Source organism: Aquibium pacificum, assembly GCF_040839445.1.
GTDB lineage: Bacteria > Pseudomonadota > Alphaproteobacteria > Rhizobiales > Rhizobiaceae > Aquibium > Aquibium pacificus.
On the sequence record NZ_JBDPGJ010000001.1, the window covers coordinates 120,851 to 139,127 of the forward strand.

Below are 18,277 nucleotides of genomic sequence, written 5' to 3' on the forward strand. Positions count from 1 at the left end.
CTATCTCCCGATCGTGACCGGCACGAAACCCTCCGCGAACAGATGCAGCATCGGCCCGATCCCGAGGTAGACCAGGAGCAGGCCGCCCGCCAGCACGAAGGGCAGCGAGATGAAGTAGATCGGTATCTGCGGCGTCATCTTGTTCACGAAGCCGATCGCCAGGTTCACGAGGATGCCGTAGGCGACGAACGGGCTGCCGAGCTGAAGCATCACCATGAAGGATTCCGAGAGTGTATCGGTGACGTCGGTCAGCGCGGAGCGGGGGCTGAAAAGGAGGTTGGGCGGGGCGATGCGATAGGACGCCACCAGCCCCTTGATGATCTCGTGGTGAAAATTCAGGACGAACAGAAGCATCAGCGCCGAGAAGGTGATGAGATTGGCGATCGGCGCCTGCGGCTCGGCCTCCTCGATCGCCGGCGTCACCATGCCTCCGAACCCCATCATCATCGCCATCGCCGTTCCGATGAACTGCAACGCCAGGACATAGATCCTGGTCATGATGCCGATCAGCGCGCCGATCAGGATTTCGGAGATGACGAGGCCGGCAAGCACGACCGGTTCGCGGCTGGCGAAGGGGACCAGGCTGTCCCACAGATGCATCAGCAGTGCGAAGGTCGCGGCGACTGCCACGAAGAGCCGTATCTGCACGGGCACGCGGACGCTGGAAAGGCCGGGCATCAGCATGAAACAGGCGCCGATGCGGCAGAAGGCCAGGAAGGCCGCGATGACGAGCTGGTTCGTCAGCAGGCTCAAGAAAGCGAGCCCAGCACCCGGATCTCCGCTCCCTTCGCGATCTCGACATGCGACAGCACCGGAAGGGTGGGGAAGAGCCGTTCGATGATCATTCGGACGTAGGGCCGGGCGTCGGGCGCGGTCACGATGACGAAGCGTTCGCCCGTATCGAAGTGCTTGCGAATCACCTTCGCGGCCTCCTGCCCGAACTCTTCGAGGAGCCTCGGGTCGATGTCGAACTCGCGCACCTCGCCCTTGGCGTCCCGCTTGAGGGACTGGTGGAAGACCAGGTCCCAACGGTTGCCTAGGCGCAGCACCTTCATGACGCCGCCATGCGAAAGGTCGCCGCAGATCTGCTGCGACATTCGGATGCGGACATGCTCGACGATCTGCTCGGTCCGGCGCACATGCGGCGCGATCTCGGCGATGGCCTCGATGATGAGGTGAAGGTTGCGGATCGACACGCGTTCGGCCAGCAGCAGCTTCAACACGGCCTGGAGGCCGGGATAGGATATGCTCGACGTGCAGATCTCGTCGGCGAGCTTGCGGTACTCGGGATCCTGCCGTTCCAGCAGCGCCTTCATGTCCTTGTAGGAGAGAAGCTGCGGCAGGTTGTTGCGGATCACCTCCGAAAGATGCGTGAGAAGCACCGAGAGATTGTCGGCGAAGGCGTAGTTGTCGCGCTTCAGGTCCTCGGCGAAGGTCTCGGGAACCGAATAGGCGCGCATGCCGAAGGCGGGTTCGCGGACCTCTTCGCCGGGCATGTCCGGCGGTTCCTGGCTGCCGAGAAGGATCATGACCTCTCCGACGCGCACCTGGTATTCCGCGACCACCGTGCCGTGGATCTTGATCTGGTAGCTCTTGGGGGGGATCGAGAAATCGTCGGTCAGCCTCACCTCGGGAACGACGAAGCCGTACTCGAGCGCGAATTTCTTGCGCATCTTGCCCATACGGAACGCGAGTTCCTGGTGCGACGCGAGAAGCCGGGTGGAAAGCTGCTTTCCGATCAGGAGCTCGATCTCGGCGGTCTTCAGGGAAGACTTGACGGAGTTCTTGTCCTCTTCCTCCTTGACCACCTGCTTCTTGCGCTCCTCCTCGACCTCGGCCGCCACGCGGCGGTTCTCCCGCATCGGTATCACGTAGCCCACCGCCGCCATCGAGAGCGCCAGTGCCAGGAAGGGAAACAGCGGCAGCCCCGGCAGGATGGCGAGCAGGAGCAGCAGCCCGGCGGCCACGTAGAGCGCGCGGGGATAGGCGGAGAGCTGGCCGAAGACGGCCTGGTTCGCCGAGCCGCGCGTACCGCCCTTGGAGACGAGCAGGCCGGCGGCGAGCGAGACGATGAGGGCGGGGATCTGCGTCACCAGACCGTCGCCCACCGACAGCTTCACGAACACGTCGGCAGCCTCGCCGAGGCCCATCCCGTGCCGGCCGTAGCCGATGGCGATGCCGCCGACGATGTTGACGCCGGTAATGATGAGGCCCGCGATGGCGTCGCCGCGGACGAACTTCGAGGCGCCGTCCATCGAGCCGAAGAAGGAGCTTTCTTCCTCGAGTTCGCGCCGGCGCGCCTGCGCCTGCTTGTCGTCGATCATGCCGGCGGAAAGATCGGCGTCGATCGACATCTGTTTGCCGGGAATGGCGTCGAGCGTGAAGCGGGCGCCGACTTCGGCGATGCGGGTCGAGCCCTTGGTGATGACGATGAAATTGACGATGATGAGTATCAGGAAGACGATCAGGCCGATGACGAAATCGCCGCTCATGACGAGGTTCGAGAACCCGCCGATGACATAGCCGGCCGCGTTCGTCCCCTCGTTGCCGTGCGAGAGGATCACGCGCGTGGTGGCGATGTTGAGTGCCAGCCGCAACATCGTGGCGATCAAAAGGATGGTGGGGAACGAGGAAAAGTCGAGCGGCCGCTGGATCCACAGCGACACCATCAGGATGAGGACCGCCAGCGCGATCGAGAAGGCCAGGCCGATGTCGATCATGAACGACGGAATCGGCAGGAACAGCACCGCCAGGATCGTGACGATGCCCATCGCGAAGAAGATGTCGCGACTGTTGCGCGCGGCCGCGGCCGGTACGGGTGTGGTGGTGACTGATACCGCCATCTTGGCGCGGAACTCCATCCTGCTCTCAGGCAGGGGAGACTAGAAGCTCAAGCTTGCGCGAGGGGTGAGGAGCGGGCCGATCCCGGCGGAATCAGAAGCCGTTCTGGATGCGCTGGAAGATAACGTCGGTGAAGCTCGATATCTGCGCGCCCACGAAGGGTCCCGAGAAGGCGACGGCGAGAAGGATCGCGACGATCTTCGGCACGAAGGTGAGGGTGATTTCCTGGACCTGCGTCAGCGCCTGGACCAGCGCGATCGACACGCCGACGAGCATGGCGACGACGACCGCCGGTCCGGAGGCGAGCAGGACCGTCCAGATCGCATACTGGACGATCTCGAGGGCATCGGCTTCGTTCATGGCCGGACCGTAGCCTTCACTTGATGGTCACGCCAGTCCCGATCTCGAGCTCGGATCCGTCTTCGAGGACGGCGACCACGCCCGAATCGGTAATCCGCGCCTCGACGACCTTGCCGGAGATCTCGCCGTCCGCGGAGGTCGCGGTGCGGCCGATGATGCTGGTGGCCTGCGTGAGCATCGAAAACTGGAGAAGCTGGTCGAGCTTCGTGTTCGTCTGGACGGACTGCTCGACCTGGGAGAACGTCGCGAGCTGGGCGACATAGTCCGTCGAATCCATCGGCTTCGTCGGGTCCTGGTTCTTCATCTGCGTGACGAGCAGCCTGAGGAACGATTCGTAGTCGACGGTCGTCGCGGCCTTCTGCTGGGAAGCGGAGGTGCCGGAGAGGGATGCGATGGCGTCCAATGTCATGACGCGCGTGCCTCCATCGAGGTAACATCGGGGATCCGCGGCGTGTTCTTCTGCTCGGCGATGATGACCGCCTCGATGGGAAACAGGGTGCGGATCAGTTTCAGGGCGTCGTAGATATGGCCCTCGGCGACCATGCGGTCGACCTGCTTCAGCGAGGCGAGGATCTGATCGTTGCTGAAGCTCGCGAGCAGCATCGGCAGCGACTTCCGGAACATGTCGCGCGCTTCCTTCGCATCCACCGGGTTCATGAGGATGACCTGGACGATGAAGTAGAGCTGGCGCAGCGGCGTCGATGCGTTCTCCGGCAGCATGACGTGATTTTCGAGCAGGAACTGCACGTCGTTGAGGAACTCGATCGACGTCTTGCGGTCCACCTTCACGACGGCGCCGTTGATGTAGATCTTTTCGTTGGCCTTCAGCGATATCTTCAGCGTGTTCTTCATTGAATTCCATCCCGGATGATCTGGGACACCTCGATCAGGCCGTCGAAATTGTCCGAATCTCCCCGGCGGACCGCTTCCGCTTCCCTCAAGAGCCACAGGCCGATGGAGATCAGGTTTGCGCGCAGCTCGTTGGGAAGCTGGTTTTCCGGGCTGCCGAGGTCCTCGATGAACGAAGTCCAGACCCGGTTCAGGAAATGGACGGCCTCGACGGCCTGCATGGAACTGGTCCCGCCGTCGCGCGCCGCCACGAGCAGGTCGATGGAGCGCGACAGCAATTGTCGCTCGCGGTCCTTGGCGTCGACAAGGGAGTCGGTTTGGATCTCGGCGTATGAAAACTGATACATCTCGCTTCCGTATTCGATGCGCGCCGTTGCCGGCGGCGGATTAAGACAAAAGCCTCGTCAGGCTCAGCTGTTGTATGCGGGCAGTCAGAGCGTAGGAGGTTTCGATCTGTGATATCAACGCGTTGACTCGTGTGGACGCTTCATAGGGATCGACGCCTTCGAGGTCTTGCAGGAAGCTCTTGAAGATGTCGGACTGCATGGTGATGCGCTCGGTCGCCTGGCTGATGCGCTGTTCGACGAAGCCTGTCTTCGCCTGAGTCTGGGCTATGTCACCCATGGCCTCCCCGACGAGAAGCGTCGCGCTCTTGGCGATGGTGGCGAGGGCCTGGTCGTTCAGCGGCGCCTCGAAGAGGTTGGCGACCATGGTCGCCGCCATCACCAGCTTGCGGATACCCTCGTTGTTGGCGCTGACGGAGGTCTCCGCCGTCTCGTTGAGCGCGATGCGGGTGGTTATCCCCTGGTCCGTCGCTTCGGACCAGACCGACGACCAGCCGGCTCCGAGGAACAGCTCGCTTGCCGCGCCGTCCATGAATGCCGTCATCTCTTCGGGGGTGATGTCGGCGGCTGCAGCGTCGCTCTGGGCAAATCCGAATTCAGCCTCGAAGGCGGCGTCGAACGCCGCTTTGGCGGGCGAACCGGACGCGAAATAGTCAGCAAGCGGAACGACATCGGTGTTCACGCCGGCGAAGATGTGTTCGCCGTTGAAGCTGGAGTTGACGATCCCGGTCAATGCCTGAAGCATCGACACGGCCGACTGCCGCGTGGTCTCCGGCGTGGCGTTGCCGGAAGAGGCGGACGTCATCGCCGTCAGGAAGGTCGATGCGGCATCGGAGAGTTGGGACAACGAGTCCTGCGTCGTCGTGAGGCGTGAAGACACCAGCGTGTTCGAATCCGCGAGCGCCTTCAGGCGATCGATGTCGCGCGACAGCGACACGGTCTTGCCCGCGCGCACGCCGAGCGCCAGGCCGGTGTCGGCGACCTTCCCGCTCTGCACTTCCTTCTGCCCGGCGACGAGATCCGCCTGCATGCGGGTCATCGAGTACCGCAGGGCCTCCCGGATCGAACTGGTCGAGACGTAGGAGAGTTTCATCGCAAGGTCACGCCATGTCCAGGAGGGTGCCGAGCATCTCGTCGACGGTCCGGAGGATGCGCGCCGACGCCTCGTAGGCGTGTTCGAGATCGAGGAGCAGGGTCATCTCGACGTCCACGTTGACGCCGGTCTCGCTTGACAGCGCTTCCTGTGTGCGCGTCAGCATGGCGCTGCTCGTCAGTTCGGCGCGCGACGCGTTCTGGCGCAGGCCCTCGATCCAGCCGACGGAGTTCGCGGTGAATTCGCTGAGGCTCACGCTGGTCGCGATGCCGGCTCCGGCGTCGAACGACATGTCCTTGTCGATCGCGTCGCCGTACTTGATCAGCAGCGCGGAGTAGGACGCTCCCGCCGAGTTCGCGCGATAGGCCGTTCCGTTCGCGCCGCCGTCGCGCAGCAGGGTCGGGTCGCCGCCGCGATCGGAATCGAAGGCGGCGTTCACGGAAATGTCGGCGGCCAGGCCGGTGCTGGCCGATCCGGCGGCCGGCAGCGCCGGGCCGCCGCTCCAGGTGAAGAGACCCGCGAGAGCGGATGCCCCGCCGCCGCTCTGGTCGGTTTCGGCGAATGCCTGGATCGTGCCGCGCGCTATCTCGTCCAGCTGCGACTGAAAGGTCACCGCCACCTCGTCGCGCAGCTTGATCAGGCTGCCGAGCTTGCCGGAGATGGCCGACATAGAGTCATTGGAGGACAGCGGGACTCCGTCGATGTAGACCGCGTTGCCCTCGATGCCGGCGCCGAAGACGGTGGTCGGCTCGAACGACACCTGCCGCGCGACGGTCTCGAACAGGGTCGAGCCGTCGGCGGTCGTGATCACCATGTCGGAGTTCGCGCGGGTGAACGTGGATATCGGCACGTACTCGGCGATCTGCCGCAGCAGCGCGTTGCGCTGGTCCATCGCGGTGTTTGCGTCGCGTCCCGTCGACGTGGCGGCGATGACCGCCTTGTTCGCCGTTTCGAAGTCAGCGAGAAGCTTGTTGAGATCGTCCACGGCCGTGCCGATTTCGGCATCGGCATCGGCGCGGAATGACTGGATCTGGGCGCTGCCCTCGTTCAGCGACCGAACGACCTGGCGGGCGGCGTCGAGCGCTCCTTCGGCGAGGTTGGCGCTCGATGGCGTGGCCGCGTAGAGTTGCAGCGCTTCCTGGAGTTTGCCCAGCGCGGTCGCCGCCGAAGAGGCATTGTCGCTGCCATTGACGGCCAGGGCCAGGTCGTTGAGCCTCGACAGCAGGCCCTGCTGGCCTTCCCATTGCGAAAGCGCCGACAGGTTCTGCTTCTCCAGGGCAGCGTTCGCGGCGCGCTGGATGGTGGAAACGCGCACGCCGGTGTCGGTGCTGGTAAGCACCGCGGACCTGCGCGAGTAGTCGGCGTTGTCCGCATTCGTGATGTTCTGCGAGACGACGCTGGTGCGGCGAGAGGTCGCCAGAAGCGCGTTTTGAGCGATGCTCAGCGCGGTGCTCAGCGACATTCCCTATGGTCCCCCGACCCGAACATTCGAAAAGCTACCTCTTGAGATTGACCAGGATGTCCATGAGTTCCGAGCCGGTCTGGAACACCTTGGAATTGGCTGTGTAGCTGCGCTGTGCTTCGATCATCGAGGTCAATTCCTCGCCGATGTCGACATTGGAGGCCTCGATGGCGCCGGAGCTGATGTTGCCGAAGCCGCCCTTGCTCGCAAAACCGAAGAAGACGTCGCCCGAATCCGCGCTCTGGCTGAAGACGTTGCCGCTTTCGACCGTGAGCCGGTCGGGGCTGCGTACGTTCGCCAGGGGGATCTTGTAGAGCGCTTCCAGGCTACCGTTCGCATATTGCGCGTAGATCGTACCGTCGTCGCCGAATTTCACGCCGGTCATCGGGCTGGCCGCGCTGCCGTTCACCTCGGCTTCGCCGGGAACGAACTCCGTGGCGAGCTGCGTCATCTTCGCCAGGTCGAGTTTCATCGTCTCGCCGCCGGGGATAGGAATCTCGATGTTGGTCGCGCTCCCCGCGGCAAGCTTGCCGTTTTCCGGGTCGAATTTCAGGGTCTGGATGGCAAGGGCTTCGGAGGAATATGGAAAGCCGGTGGTCGCGGTCCCGTCGGCCCGCGAGTACACCGCGACCTCCCACTCGTTTGCGGCGGTCTTTGTGAAGTAGACGTCCAGCAGCACTTCGTCGCCGAGCTTGTCGTAGGAGACCAGCGAGATCTTGTTGGTGTACTCGGCTCCGGCCACGTTCTTCGAGGGAAGCTTGGCGGCGTCGACAATGTCGGCCTTCGCCGGCAGGTTCGCCGAATAGGTGCCGAAGGTGGAGGGAACCGCCTTCATCGCCTGCTGCGAGATCTTGACGGCCTCGAGCCCGGCGAAGCCGTTCGCGGTGGTGCTCGGGTCGCCGTTCGCATAGCTGTAGCCGAGAAGATAGAACCCGGCTGCGTTGACCAGGCGCCCCTGGTCGTCGGGAACGAAGGAGCCCGCCCGCGTCAGGAAAGGCTGGCCCGAAGCGTCCTTGACGACGAAGAAGCCGTTCCCGTCGATGGCGAGGTCTGTCGCGGAGGTCGTGTACTGGATGACGCCCTGGCGCGCGACCGCCGCGCGGATATCGGTCACCACGCCGCCGGAGGAGTATGTGCTCGTGCCGCCACCGCTGATCATCAGCGTCGAGAATTCGGCCGATGCCTTCTTGTAGCCGTTCGTGCCCGAATTGGCGATGTTGTCGGCAACCGTGCCGAGCCTGTTCGACTGGCCCTGCATGCCGGACACGCCGGTCCGCATCATTCCGTAGAGGCTCATTGCAACCTTCCCTCGTATTCAGCGCCGCTGATCCTGAGGCTAACGCAGCTGACTTGCGCGAAACTGTACTCGCTCCGCTCTCGAGGTCTGCCGCCTCCGTGGCAGGGTTCGCGGACGGCCAAGGGGCCGCCCCGGATCCCCGTCAGGCGTTCAGGCAGTAGCCAAGGAAGCGCTTGGAATCGATCGGATCGAAGCCGAGCCGCTCGCGAAGCTTCTTGCGCAGCTTGCTGACGTGGCTTTCCACGACGTTCTCCTCGACGTCCTCGTCGAAGATGCCGTAGATCGCGTTGAAGACCTGCGTCTTGGTCACCCGGCGTCCACGGTTGTTCGCCAGGAACTCGAGGATACGCCGTTCCCGCCGCGGCAGCGGCAGCGGCTCGCCGTTGATCTCGGGATCCTTGCCGTTCATGAAGATGCGGAGGCTGCCGATGTCGGTCGAAGCGCCGTCGTCGTTGGCGCGCCGCCGGATCGCGGCGATCCTCGCCATGATCTCGCGTATGTGCACCGGCTTGCGGATGACGTCGTCGACGCCCGATTCGAACAGCCTGAGCGTGTTCTCCAGCGAGTGCTGTTCGCTCAGCGCGATGACCGGCGCGCCGGTCCGTTCGCGCAGCATCCGGGGTGAAATCGGATGCGTGTCGCATTCGCCGATGAGGAAAGCGCCGATGGCCTGGAGATCCTCGTCCGCCGCGCTCGAAACCCACTCGCCGAATTCGGTCGCGCCGAACCCCGCGCTTGGAACGCCCTCTCTACCAAAAAGCGAAGAATACCCCTCTTTTACGCGTGCACGCTCATCCACAATGACAATCATCGGCCCGCCCTCCGAATCAGTTCCATGGTCCGCCGAGAAAAGGCGTAACCGGTGGCGGGAATCGCGGACAACTGTAAGATCTTGTATGTTGAAAAACGGGATTCCCCTCAGGTAATCCCCGCAGTCATCCACAGCATATCCACAGGCGGCATTGGCCCGTTTTGGCTGATCGGAGAAGATCGATATCGCTCACTGGTTGCAGAAGGCGCGGGCGTTTTCGGTCCAGCTTCCGAAGCCGGTCGCGACCATGTTGGCGATGACGCGACAGACATACCGCTTCTGTGCCGGGTCGTTGTCGGGACCGGCGTGATAGCGCGCCACAGCCATCGACCAGGTGGAATGGCGCCGCTTCAGGTCGGACAGGAACCGCGCCGCATAGTCGACATTTCGGCGCGGATCGAACATGTCGGAGAGGTTGTCGAACTTGTCCGAGTGGTAGTGATGGTTGATCTGCATGCAGCCGATGTCGATCAGCTTCTTCCCATCCCGGCGCGCGGCGGCGAACATGCGCTCCGCCTCCGCGGGCGAACCGGCGAAAGACGCCTTCCCCTCGATGTTCAACGCATAGGGTTGAAGGCTTCCCTTGCGGCCGGTTTCGGTCAATCCTACTGCATATAGTATGCCGGCAGGCACGCCATACTTGTGCGACGCGCGCAAGATTTCGCCTTCGCATGGATTGGACGGGGCCGCGACCGCCAGGCTAGATGTAAATGCCGTCAGCAGAAGGCCGAGTGCGAGATAGGTTTGCATCGCTCTCCTGGGGGATGGTGTTGCTTCGGTTCTGGTTGCTGCCCGACTGTCCCTGGTCTTTCCCGGACCCTTGCGACAGGCTTGCAGATGCATCGCCGGAGCGTCCGCCCGAGCCCGATTGCGGCTGATTGCCGGTGCCCTGCGACTGCTGCTGGATGCTCACGTCCTCGACGCGGAAACCCAGGCCGCGCAGCGACGAAACGATCGCATCGCGCTCCCCGGAAAGACGGTGATAGGCCTCCGGACTGTCGACACGAATTTCAACTGAAAGTTGTTCTCCGGTCAATCGCAGGCGGGCATTGACCTCTCCGAGATTGGCCGGATTCAGCTGTATTTTCAGGTCGCGAATGGGAGCCTGTTGACTCCTCGAGACATCCGCTTCGAGCGTATTAATCTGCTCTATCGCGCTCCGCCATTCTCCATCTCCCGCGATTGCCGCCGCCAGGCCGGCAACGGTACGCAGGTTCTGGGGTGCGGGAGCGATATTTGGCGTGTCGCTGACGACCCTTACGCGAGGATCGCCCTCACCGGACACCGTCGCAGCGGTCGCGGAAGGGCCGCTGCCCTGGCCATCCTCGGCCGCTTCGGCGGCATCCCCCGCCGCGGTGATCGCATCCGTTACTGACACCGCGCTGGCGGCCTTCGCCGATCCGTCCCGGCGTGCTTCCTCGCCCGGTCCCTCGTCCGCGCTCTCGCCGTCTTCCGCATTTTCAAGGGCGCTCGCGACGCCCGCTGCCGCCGGCTTACCCGTGTCCCCCGGCAAGCGGAGGCCGGGTTCGGGTTGCTGGTTCGGAAGCGAGGCTTGCGCAACGAGAGCGATCGCGGCGTCCACCGGTACCTCGAGTTCGTCCGTCTTGCCCTCGCCATGGTCCCCGGGCCCGCTCTCGTCGTCCTCGAGACCATCCGTCTCCGGATCGGATGCGGCGTCCTTCGCGTCCGTGCGCGGAGCGAATATCGCGAACATCTTCGACAGCCGCTGCAAGGGCGAAAGCTCGCTTTGCTCCTCGGATACACGAGGCGATGCCTCATCGTCGATGCCGGTGGCACGGGCGTCGTCGGCCTTGGCGTTCGCTTCCACATCCATCCCCTCGGGCTGGCCGGTACCGCCTCCCGACACCGCGCCTTCCGGGTCGCGCGCCGCAGGCGCGGCCTTGCGGCCGGCGCCTTCCAGCAGGTTGGAGAAGGGGTCTCCCTCTCCTGCCGCGTGCTGGCCGGCGGGCCGCGCCGAAGGGGCCGCTGGCATCGGCATTGCTGCGACGGGTGTCATTCCTTCACTCCTTCCAGGAGGCGATCCACCGCATCCAGCTTCTCGCGAACCGAACTGACGAGTTCGCGGGAGACGGTGTCGACCTCGTCCGCGGCCGCCGATCCGGGTGACGTCGCGGCGCCGGGATGATCTTCGGGATTTTTCGCCGCAACCGGATGCGCGGCTTCGCCCGCTGCTTCCGATGCGTGGGAGGCCGTCGTTTCGGACACCGCCGGCTGCGATGCCTTCTCCACGGGCGGGTTCTCTCCCGTGGGCGGTGCCAGCACCTCGGCTGCAATCGCCCTTGCGGCGAGCAGGAGCTTGCGGTCGCGCGGCGAAAGCTGATCGGGATCGACCTTCTTCAGGTTCTCGAGCACTTCCTCGACGTTTTCGGACGTGATGGAGGCGATGGCCTGGTAGAGGGTGGCACGCGGGTCCTCCTCGCCTTCCACCTGGCGGGAGATATCCGTGGCATGACCGGAAGCGAATGCGGAGCGGGCCACCTGTCCCTTGATCGTGCTGCGCCGCGCGAGACGCAGGTAGATCGCCTCCTGCTGCGCTGGGTTCATCAGCGATACGATCGTCTTGATCTGCGCCTCGGTGATGGCGTCGTGGAAGGTCACCATGCCCTCCACGAAGGCATCCGCGAACTCGCTGGCATAGGGCGACCGCAGGAAGCGGCGGGTATACTGTTCCGCCAGGACGAGGAAGCGGTCCGGCCGGTCGAGGGCCAGCACCAGGGGCATGGACCGACGCAGCGCGGCTTCCTCCACCAGCGTACCGGGCGCGAGCAGCCGCGCCTGGTCCATCAGCTTGAGTGCCGCCTCAGGATGCTTGATGCCCGTGATGGAACCCTTGACGAGCGCCACGAAGGCGCCGGTCTCGCTTCCCCTTGCCATCGGATCGATGGGTGCGAGGATTTCGCCCGCCTTGACCATCCGACCGGTCATGTAGGCCAACACGCCCTTTCCAAGCACCGCGTCCTCGCCCTCGAGATGGAGCTTCGAAAGCACCACCTCGATGGTCGTGGGATTGCCGCCGCTCATGGCGTAGACCAGAAGGGCCGTCAGGTTCCGCCGGTCCTCGAATTCTTGGGGACTGGCTGTCCGGAAGCGCTCGTCGGTGAGGGCGAGGAGCTTCTGCTGCATCGGCATTGCCGCATGATCGCCGCGCGCGAGCTGGTCCTGCACCAGCTGGAGCGAACGCACCATCTTGTAGAGGTCGAGCGTGCCGGCCGCATGCGCGTTCGCCCCGCCGACGGCGAGGAGCGCCAAGGCAAGCGATGCGGCCGTCCATTTCATCCCCGGGTTTCCAGAAGGATCTCGATCCTGCGGTTCCGGTCCGCGTAGGGATCGTCCGGCACCTTGAGCTGCCGGTCGGCGAAGCCGGCGACTTCCTCGACGCGCCGTTCCTCGAGGCCGCCGCGCACCAGCATGTAGTAGGCCGACTGCGCGCGCGCCGAGGAAAGGCGCCAGTTGTCGTAGGTCTTGCTCTTGAAAGGACGCCCGTCCGTGTGGCCGTTGATCGTGATCTTTCCGTTGCGTCCGTTGAGGATCGCGGCCACCTTCTCCATGGCAAGCACGAGTTCGCGGTGCGGTACGGCCGAGCCGATCTCGAACATGCCGTAGTCGAGCTGATCGGTGAGCGAGATGACGACGCCGCGTTCGGTGGGCGTGACGGTGATGCCCTCGGCGATTTTCTCGCCCTGGCCAAACGCCTTCGCCAGTTCGGCCCTGATCTCCTTCGCGGCATCGACCGCGGCGGGATCGATGCCGGGTTCCACCTTTTCCGCTGGTTCTGCTTCCTCGCTCTTCGCCGCGTCCGCCGGTTCCGCCTCGGTCTGCCGGTGGAAGGCGTCGTCGGCGAAGGGGTCGTTCTCGGATGCGGCCGGGCCCATGCCGCTGCGGGGGTCGGCGCCTTCGCTGGCTTCCGGCACCTGCGGATGCTCGAAGAGGTCGGGCTCGCCCGGAAGGTCCTGTTCGACCTGCTTGGACCAGAAGTCCGGGGCGAAGGGGTCGCGGAAGGATTCGCCACCCGCGGCGCCCGTGGCGGCCCCCGCGGACTGCGCGCCGCCGTCGCCCTTGGCGCTCAGGTTTTGCAACTCGCCGGATTCGGCGGCGATCTCGGCCAGCACGGCATAGGGGTCGGAAAAGAGATGCTCGTCGGACTGGAGTTCCGCCTTTTCACCCTCCTTCGAGTTCATCTGCTCGCCGACTCCGGAGGAGGAAGGGCCGGTCGACTTCGACGACGTGCTCTCTTCGGACGGCGTCTCGGTGGAGCCCTGCTCTTCCTGGGGACCGGCCCCGACGTCGTCCAGGCCGCGCCGGCTGGAATTGCGGTCTACGAGCTTGATCGGGTTGAAATAGCTCGCGACCGAGACCTTGGTCTCCTCGTTGGCGGCGTTGATCAGCCACATCACGAGGAAGAAGCACATCATTGCGGTCATGAAGTCGGCGAAGGCGATTTTCCAGACGCCGCCGTGGTGGGCGTCATGGTCGTCGCCATGGCCATGCTTGACGATGATGATCTCGTGAGGATGTCCCGCGTCGTGACCACTCATTGCAATGTCTCCGACAGCGCATGCGACCACTCCGAAAGCCGCGTCTCGTAGAGGCTTTCATCGATGCCGACTTCCAGGTCGAAACCGTCGGTTTCGGTGAATTCGATGCGACCGGAATGCTCGCCGACCGCCGCCTCCAGCGCTTCGAAAAGCGACAGCGGTCCGCGTACCCTGATGCGCACCGCGCCGGAATCGCGGATGGCCTCCCTGATGATCGCGGCGAGGATGGCGACCGACTTCTCCTGAAGGCTCGCCGTCAGCACGGGACCGAGGAGTTGCGACGTCACAGACGAGGTGACGCTGGTCAGCCTCTCCTCCAGGGCCGCCAGTTGCTCCCTGAGCGCCGATCCGGCCTCGCGGCCGCATTCTTCCCGCAACGTCTCCAATGCCTCGGCATGCGCGGCCTTCTCCGCTTCGAGCGCCGCCTGGAACTCGCCCTCCAGACGGTCCCGAAGTTCTGCCTCCGCCTTGGCCACCGCTTCCTCTACCAGCGCGCCGACGTCGACTTCTTCCGCGGGCGCGGCCAGGTCCAGCTCGTCCAGCGGCTCGCCGAATTCCGGTTGCTCGAAGTCGAACGACGGCGTTTCGGCGAAAGCCGGTCCCGACGGCGCCGGCTTGCCGAAATCGACGAGGAGGTCCGCGACCGTGCGCATCAGGCCGCGGCCGCCTCGGCGTTAACCCACTTGCGCAGGATGGCGGCGGTGCGCTCCTCGTTGATGTCCACCATGTGGGCGAGGCGTTCCTGCGGCGCCGGACGCAGTCGCATCTTGAGCTCCTCCATCACGTCGCTCTCGCTCGGGTTGCCACCCATTCCGGCGAAGCCGCCCATTCCCCCGCCGCCGTCCATGTCGGCCAGCGGATCGGGCAGCGCGATGTTGTTCAGCGGGGAATCGAAGGGGAGCTGCAGATCCGCGAAGTTCGACCCCTCCACGCTCTCCGTCTTCGTCAGGGCCTTTGTCAGCGGGCGGAGCCCGAACCAGGAGACGAGGAAAACGACGATGACGAAGGCCAGCGCGTTGATCATCGAGCCGGTGTAGCGGCCGGCGATCTCCAGATATCCGGGCTCGGCCATGGCGTCGCCCGCCATTTCCCCGACGAACGAGAGCGCGGTGACCGAAACCTTGTCGCCGCGTTCGGTGTCCAGCCCGGCGGCGGTCGAAACGACGTTCTCGATCTCCGCGATCCGCGCATCGACCTGTTCGGCCGTCGGGTTTTCGCCGAGCGTGGCCATCACCTGGTCGCGGTTGATCACGACGGCGATCGAAAGCTTGGAGATCGAATAGCCGTTGCTGGTGGTGGCGATCCGCTTGGAGTTCAGTTCGTAATTGGTGATTTCCTCGCGCCGTTCGCTGGTTTCGTTGGATGTCGGCGCCTGGGCGGCGACCGCGGCCTCGTCCGGCAGGTTCTGCTCCACGCCGGCCGGCGTGGACGCGCCGCTCTCGTTGGAATTGTCGTTCGAGCGGATCGTCTGGATGGAGCGCTCGACCTTGGAATCGGGGTCGAAGATCGTCTCCTCGATCTGTCGGCTGTCGGTGTTCACGACCGCCTTGACGCTGGCGCGGAAATTGTCCCGGCCGAGAAAGGGCGACAGGGCCTTGTGGATGTTGTCGGCAACCTGGCTCTCGACCGTCCGTTCGATGCTCATCGAGCGGTTGAGGGAACTGCTGGACGGGTCGTCGCCGCTGGCGAGGAGGGAGCCGTCGGTGTCCAGCACGGTGACGTTGTCGGAGGTGAGCCCCGGAACGGCTGCCGCGACCATGTGCCGGATCGAGTTGGCGGTCTTGATCTCGTCGATGCCGCCGGACCGGATGACGACCGAGGCGGTCGGCTGCTGCTCCTCGCGGCGGAAATTCGCCTGCTGCGACATCACGATGTGCACGCGGGCCGACTTCACCCCGGAGATCGACTGGATGGTGCGTGCGATCTCGCCTTCCAGCGCGCGCACGCGCGTCACCTCCTGCATGAAGGAGGTCAGACCGAGGGACCCGACATTGTCGAAGAGTTCGTAGCCGGCATTGGAGCTGCTGGGCAGTCCCTTCTCGGCAAGGATCATTCGCGCGCGTCCGGTGTAGCCGGCCGGTACCATCACCGTCGTACCGTCCGCGCCGACATCGTAGGAAAGGCCCGCCTCGCTGAGGACCACGCCGATCTTGGCCACGTCGCTGCGGTCGAGCCCGACATAGAGGGTCTCGTTGGCGGGTCGGTTGAGGAAGATCGCGCCGCCGATGACGACGGCGAACACGAAGGCCAGGATGCCGCCGCCGATCGCGGTACGCCGGGGGCCGAACGCGGTCAGGTTGTCTATGATCTTCTGGAATTGTTCAGGCACAGGTCGGATTCCCGAATGACAGGCTTCGGGAGACTAGTGGCTGAACCTTGTGCGAAAATGATATCGGGCCGCTTCCATGGGAAGCGGCCCGACTGGAGGTGGCGCCCGGCGTACCGGACGCCGGTAAACTGCTTAGCGGAAGAGCGACAGGATGGTCTGCGAGTTGCCGTTGGCGATCGACAGCGCCTGGATGCCCAGCTGTTGCTGCACCTGGAGCGCCTGGAGACGGGTCGATTCCTTGTTCATGTCGGCATCGACGAGCGTTCCCACACCACGGTCGATGGTGTCCATGAGGTTGGAGGTGAACTCCATCTGGAGGTCGACGCGCTTCTTGGCAGCGCCCAGGTCGGAAGCCGCGGTGGTCATCAGCCCGATCGCGTTGTCGACGCCGGAGATGTAGGCTTCGAGGGTACTCAGGTCGGCCGCGCTGTTGGTGAGCGCCGAGATGTCGAGTGAGGCGACGGTGAACACCGTTGCACCGGTGGCTGTCGACTGATCGGCCAGTCGATCACCGGCTGTATAGGCCGGAGGCCCGACGATGTCGACGGACGTGTACTTGGCATCGAGGATGCCGGTGCCGGCGGCGGCGGCATCGGTTGCGGCATCGAACAGCTTGATCGACGAGGTGTCGACGGCGATCGTGCCGACCGATACGGAGCCATCGGCGGCGCGGGTAAACGACGACACCATGGTCTTGGAGGCGTTGTAGCCGGTGGCGCTGGAATCGACCGAGAGCCAGTTCTCGCCCGAGAAGGTGGACGCCGCGGCGTTGGAGGTCAGCTGACCCTGAAGCGCGGTGATCTCCGACTGGATCTTGGCGCGATCGACGCCCGGCTCGCGGGCAGCCACCAGCTTGGCCTTGATCTCGTCGACGACGTCGATGGCCGCCTTGATGCCGGTGTAGGCCGTATCGATCTTGGCGGCGCCAAGGCCGAGTGCGTCCTGCACGGTGGAAAGCGACTTGTTGTCGGATCGCATGGTGGTCGCGATCGACCAGTAGGCGGCGTTGTCGGACGCTTCCGAAACGCGATAGCCGGTGGAAATCCGGGCTTGGGTGGTTTCCAACGCCTTGTTGGTGGCCTGGAGGGTCTTCAGCGCCGTCATCGCTGAAGCGTTCGTCATGATACTCGACATGGGTGTCCCCTTTCACAAACTCTGAAACGCGACATGCCGGATTGAACCGGCAAGACGGTGCGGCGTCATGCCTTTCGCCGTGCGGCCGCGGCCGCCCGGCGATCCGTCTTCAACGCGCCTGCCTCTGGTCTGTTAGCGGAAGAGCGACAGGATGGTCTGCGAGTTGCCGTTGGCGATCGACAGCGCTTGGATGCCCAGCTGCTGCTGCACCTGCAGCGCCTGGAGACGGGTCGATTCCTTGTTCATGTCGGCGTCGACGAGCGTTCCCACACCACGGTCGATGGTGTCCATGAGGTTGGAGGTGAACTCCATCTGGAGGTCGACGCGCTTCTTGGCAGCGCCCAGGTCGGATGCCGCGGTGGTCATCAGGCCGATCGCGTTGTCGACGCCGGAGATGTAGTTTTCCAGGGTCGTCAGGTCCGCCGAGCTGTTGGTGAGCGCGGAGATGTCGAGCGAGGCAACGGTGAAACCGCCTGCCGACTGATCGGCAAGGATGAGACCAGTCGCCGCGTCATAGCGGCCGTCGAGGATGCCGGTGCCGGCGGCGGCGGCGTCGGTTGCGGCATCGAACAGCTTGATCGACGAGGTGTCGACGGCGATCGTGCCGACCGATACGGAGCCATCGGCGGCGCGGGTAAACGACGACACCATGGTCTTGGAGGCGTTGTAACCGGTGGCGCTGGAATCGACCGAGAGCCAGTTCTCGCCCGAGAAGGTGGACGCCGCGGCGTTGGAGGTCAGCTGACCCTGAAGCGCGGTGATCTCCGACTGGATCTTGGCGCGATCGACGCCCGGCTCGCGGGCAGCCACCAGCTTGGCCTTGATCTCGTCGACGACGTCGATGGCCGCCTTGATGCCGGTGTAGGCCGTATCGATCTTGGCGGCGCCAAGGCCGAGTGCGTCCTGCACGGTGGAAAGCGACTTGTTGTCGGATCGCATGGTGGTCGCGATCGACCAGTAGGCGGCGTTGTCGGACGCTTCCGAAACGCGATAGCCGGTGGAAATCCGGGCTTGGGTGGTTTCCAACGCCTTGTTGGTGGCCTGGAGGGTCTTCAGCGCCGTCATCGCTGAAGCGTTCGTCATGATACTCGACATGGGTGTCCCCTAAAACGCTTGTACACGACATACCGGGCTCGACCGGTAAGGCGGTGCGGCGTCATGCCTGTCGATTTCCTGACAACATCAGGATCGATCCGCCCTC

General features: G+C 64.4%; 18 protein-coding genes. All 18 read right to left on the minus strand.

The features are described 5' to 3' along the window. Entirely contained in the window at positions 1 to 753 is a 753-nt protein-coding gene (fliR, locus tag ABGN05_RS00670; RefSeq protein WP_367952068.1) for a flagellar biosynthetic protein FliR, read from the minus strand. Next, complete coding sequence (gene flhA, locus ABGN05_RS00675; RefSeq protein ID WP_367952069.1) at positions 750 to 2,843, minus strand: flagellar biosynthesis protein FlhA; 2,094 nt, start codon at positions 2,841 to 2,843, stop codon at positions 750 to 752. The genes fliR and flhA overlap by 4 nt, the downstream gene beginning before the upstream one ends. A 91-nt stretch (positions 2,844 to 2,934) precedes the next feature. Beyond that, entirely contained in the window at positions 2,935 to 3,201 is a 267-nt protein-coding gene (gene fliQ, locus ABGN05_RS00680) for a flagellar biosynthesis protein FliQ (protein ID WP_367952070.1), read from the minus strand. 16 nt (positions 3,202 to 3,217) lie between these two features. Then, complete coding sequence (gene flgD, locus ABGN05_RS00685; protein WP_367952071.1) at positions 3,218 to 3,610, minus strand: flagellar hook assembly protein FlgD; 393 nt, start codon at positions 3,608 to 3,610, stop codon at positions 3,218 to 3,220. Further along, positions 3,607 to 4,053 (minus strand): flagellar biosynthesis repressor FlbT, encoded by a 447-nt coding sequence (flbT, locus tag ABGN05_RS00690; protein ID WP_367952072.1) that lies wholly within the window; start codon positions 4,051 to 4,053, stop codon positions 3,607 to 3,609. Before flbT ends, flgD begins: the two co-directional genes overlap by 4 nt. After that, positions 4,050 to 4,397 (minus strand): flagellar biosynthesis regulator FlaF, encoded by a 348-nt coding sequence (gene flaF, locus ABGN05_RS00695; protein WP_072607112.1) that lies wholly within the window; start codon positions 4,395 to 4,397, stop codon positions 4,050 to 4,052. The genes flbT and flaF overlap by 4 nt, the downstream gene beginning before the upstream one ends. Positions 4,398 to 4,437: 40 nt before the next feature. Next, complete coding sequence (locus ABGN05_RS00700) at positions 4,438 to 5,487, minus strand: flagellar hook-associated family protein (protein ID WP_367952073.1); 1,050 nt, start codon at positions 5,485 to 5,487, stop codon at positions 4,438 to 4,440. Positions 5,488 to 5,494: 7 nt separating this feature from the next. Next, positions 5,495 to 6,949 (minus strand): flagellar hook-associated protein FlgK, encoded by a 1,455-nt coding sequence (gene flgK / locus ABGN05_RS00705; RefSeq protein ID WP_367952074.1) that lies wholly within the window; start codon positions 6,947 to 6,949, stop codon positions 5,495 to 5,497. A gap of 34 nt (positions 6,950 to 6,983) precedes the next feature. Beyond that, positions 6,984 to 8,246: a flagellar hook protein FlgE gene (locus ABGN05_RS00710; protein WP_367952075.1), complete on the minus strand. Its 1,263-nt coding sequence runs from the start codon at positions 8,244 to 8,246 to the stop codon at positions 6,984 to 6,986. A 142-nt stretch (positions 8,247 to 8,388) separates the two neighbouring features. After that, a complete protein-coding gene (locus ABGN05_RS00715; protein WP_367952076.1) occupies positions 8,389 to 9,057 on the minus strand; it encodes a response regulator transcription factor in 669 nt (222 codons plus the stop codon). A gap of 189 nt (positions 9,058 to 9,246) precedes the next feature. After that, on the minus strand, positions 9,247 to 9,807 hold the full coding sequence (locus ABGN05_RS00720) for a lytic transglycosylase domain-containing protein (protein WP_367952077.1): 561 nt from the start codon (positions 9,805 to 9,807) through the stop codon (positions 9,247 to 9,249). Then, complete coding sequence (locus ABGN05_RS00725; RefSeq protein ID WP_367952078.1) at positions 9,758 to 10,891, minus strand: flagellar hook-length control protein FliK; 1,134 nt, start codon at positions 10,889 to 10,891, stop codon at positions 9,758 to 9,760. Before ABGN05_RS00725 ends, ABGN05_RS00720 begins: the two co-directional genes overlap by 50 nt. 179 nt (positions 10,892 to 11,070) lie before the next feature. Continuing rightward, positions 11,071 to 12,354: a MotC family chemotaxis protein gene (locus tag ABGN05_RS00730; RefSeq protein ID WP_367952079.1), complete on the minus strand. Its 1,284-nt coding sequence runs from the start codon at positions 12,352 to 12,354 to the stop codon at positions 11,071 to 11,073. Continuing rightward, positions 12,351 to 13,613, minus strand: a complete 1,263-nt coding sequence (locus ABGN05_RS00735) for a MotB family protein (protein ID WP_367952080.1) — start codon at positions 13,611 to 13,613, stop codon at positions 12,351 to 12,353. The genes ABGN05_RS00730 and ABGN05_RS00735 overlap by 4 nt, the downstream gene beginning before the upstream one ends. Then, the gene (locus tag ABGN05_RS00740) at positions 13,610 to 14,266 is read right to left on the minus strand and encodes a hypothetical protein (protein WP_367952081.1); all 657 of its coding nucleotides are present in this window, start codon (positions 14,264 to 14,266) and stop codon (positions 13,610 to 13,612) included. The genes ABGN05_RS00735 and ABGN05_RS00740 overlap by 4 nt, the downstream gene beginning before the upstream one ends. Beyond that, a complete protein-coding gene (gene fliF / locus ABGN05_RS00745; protein WP_367952082.1) occupies positions 14,266 to 15,942 on the minus strand; it encodes a flagellar basal-body MS-ring/collar protein FliF in 1,677 nt (558 codons plus the stop codon). The genes ABGN05_RS00740 and fliF overlap by 1 nt, the downstream gene beginning before the upstream one ends. A gap of 132 nt (positions 15,943 to 16,074) precedes the next feature. Further along, complete coding sequence (locus ABGN05_RS00750; protein WP_367952083.1) at positions 16,075 to 17,076, minus strand: flagellin N-terminal helical domain-containing protein; 1,002 nt, start codon at positions 17,074 to 17,076, stop codon at positions 16,075 to 16,077. Between the two features lie 132 nt (positions 17,077 to 17,208). Then, positions 17,209 to 18,171 (minus strand): flagellin N-terminal helical domain-containing protein, encoded by a 963-nt coding sequence (locus ABGN05_RS00755; protein WP_367952084.1) that lies wholly within the window; start codon positions 18,169 to 18,171, stop codon positions 17,209 to 17,211. Positions 18,172 to 18,277: the final 106 nt, after the last annotated feature.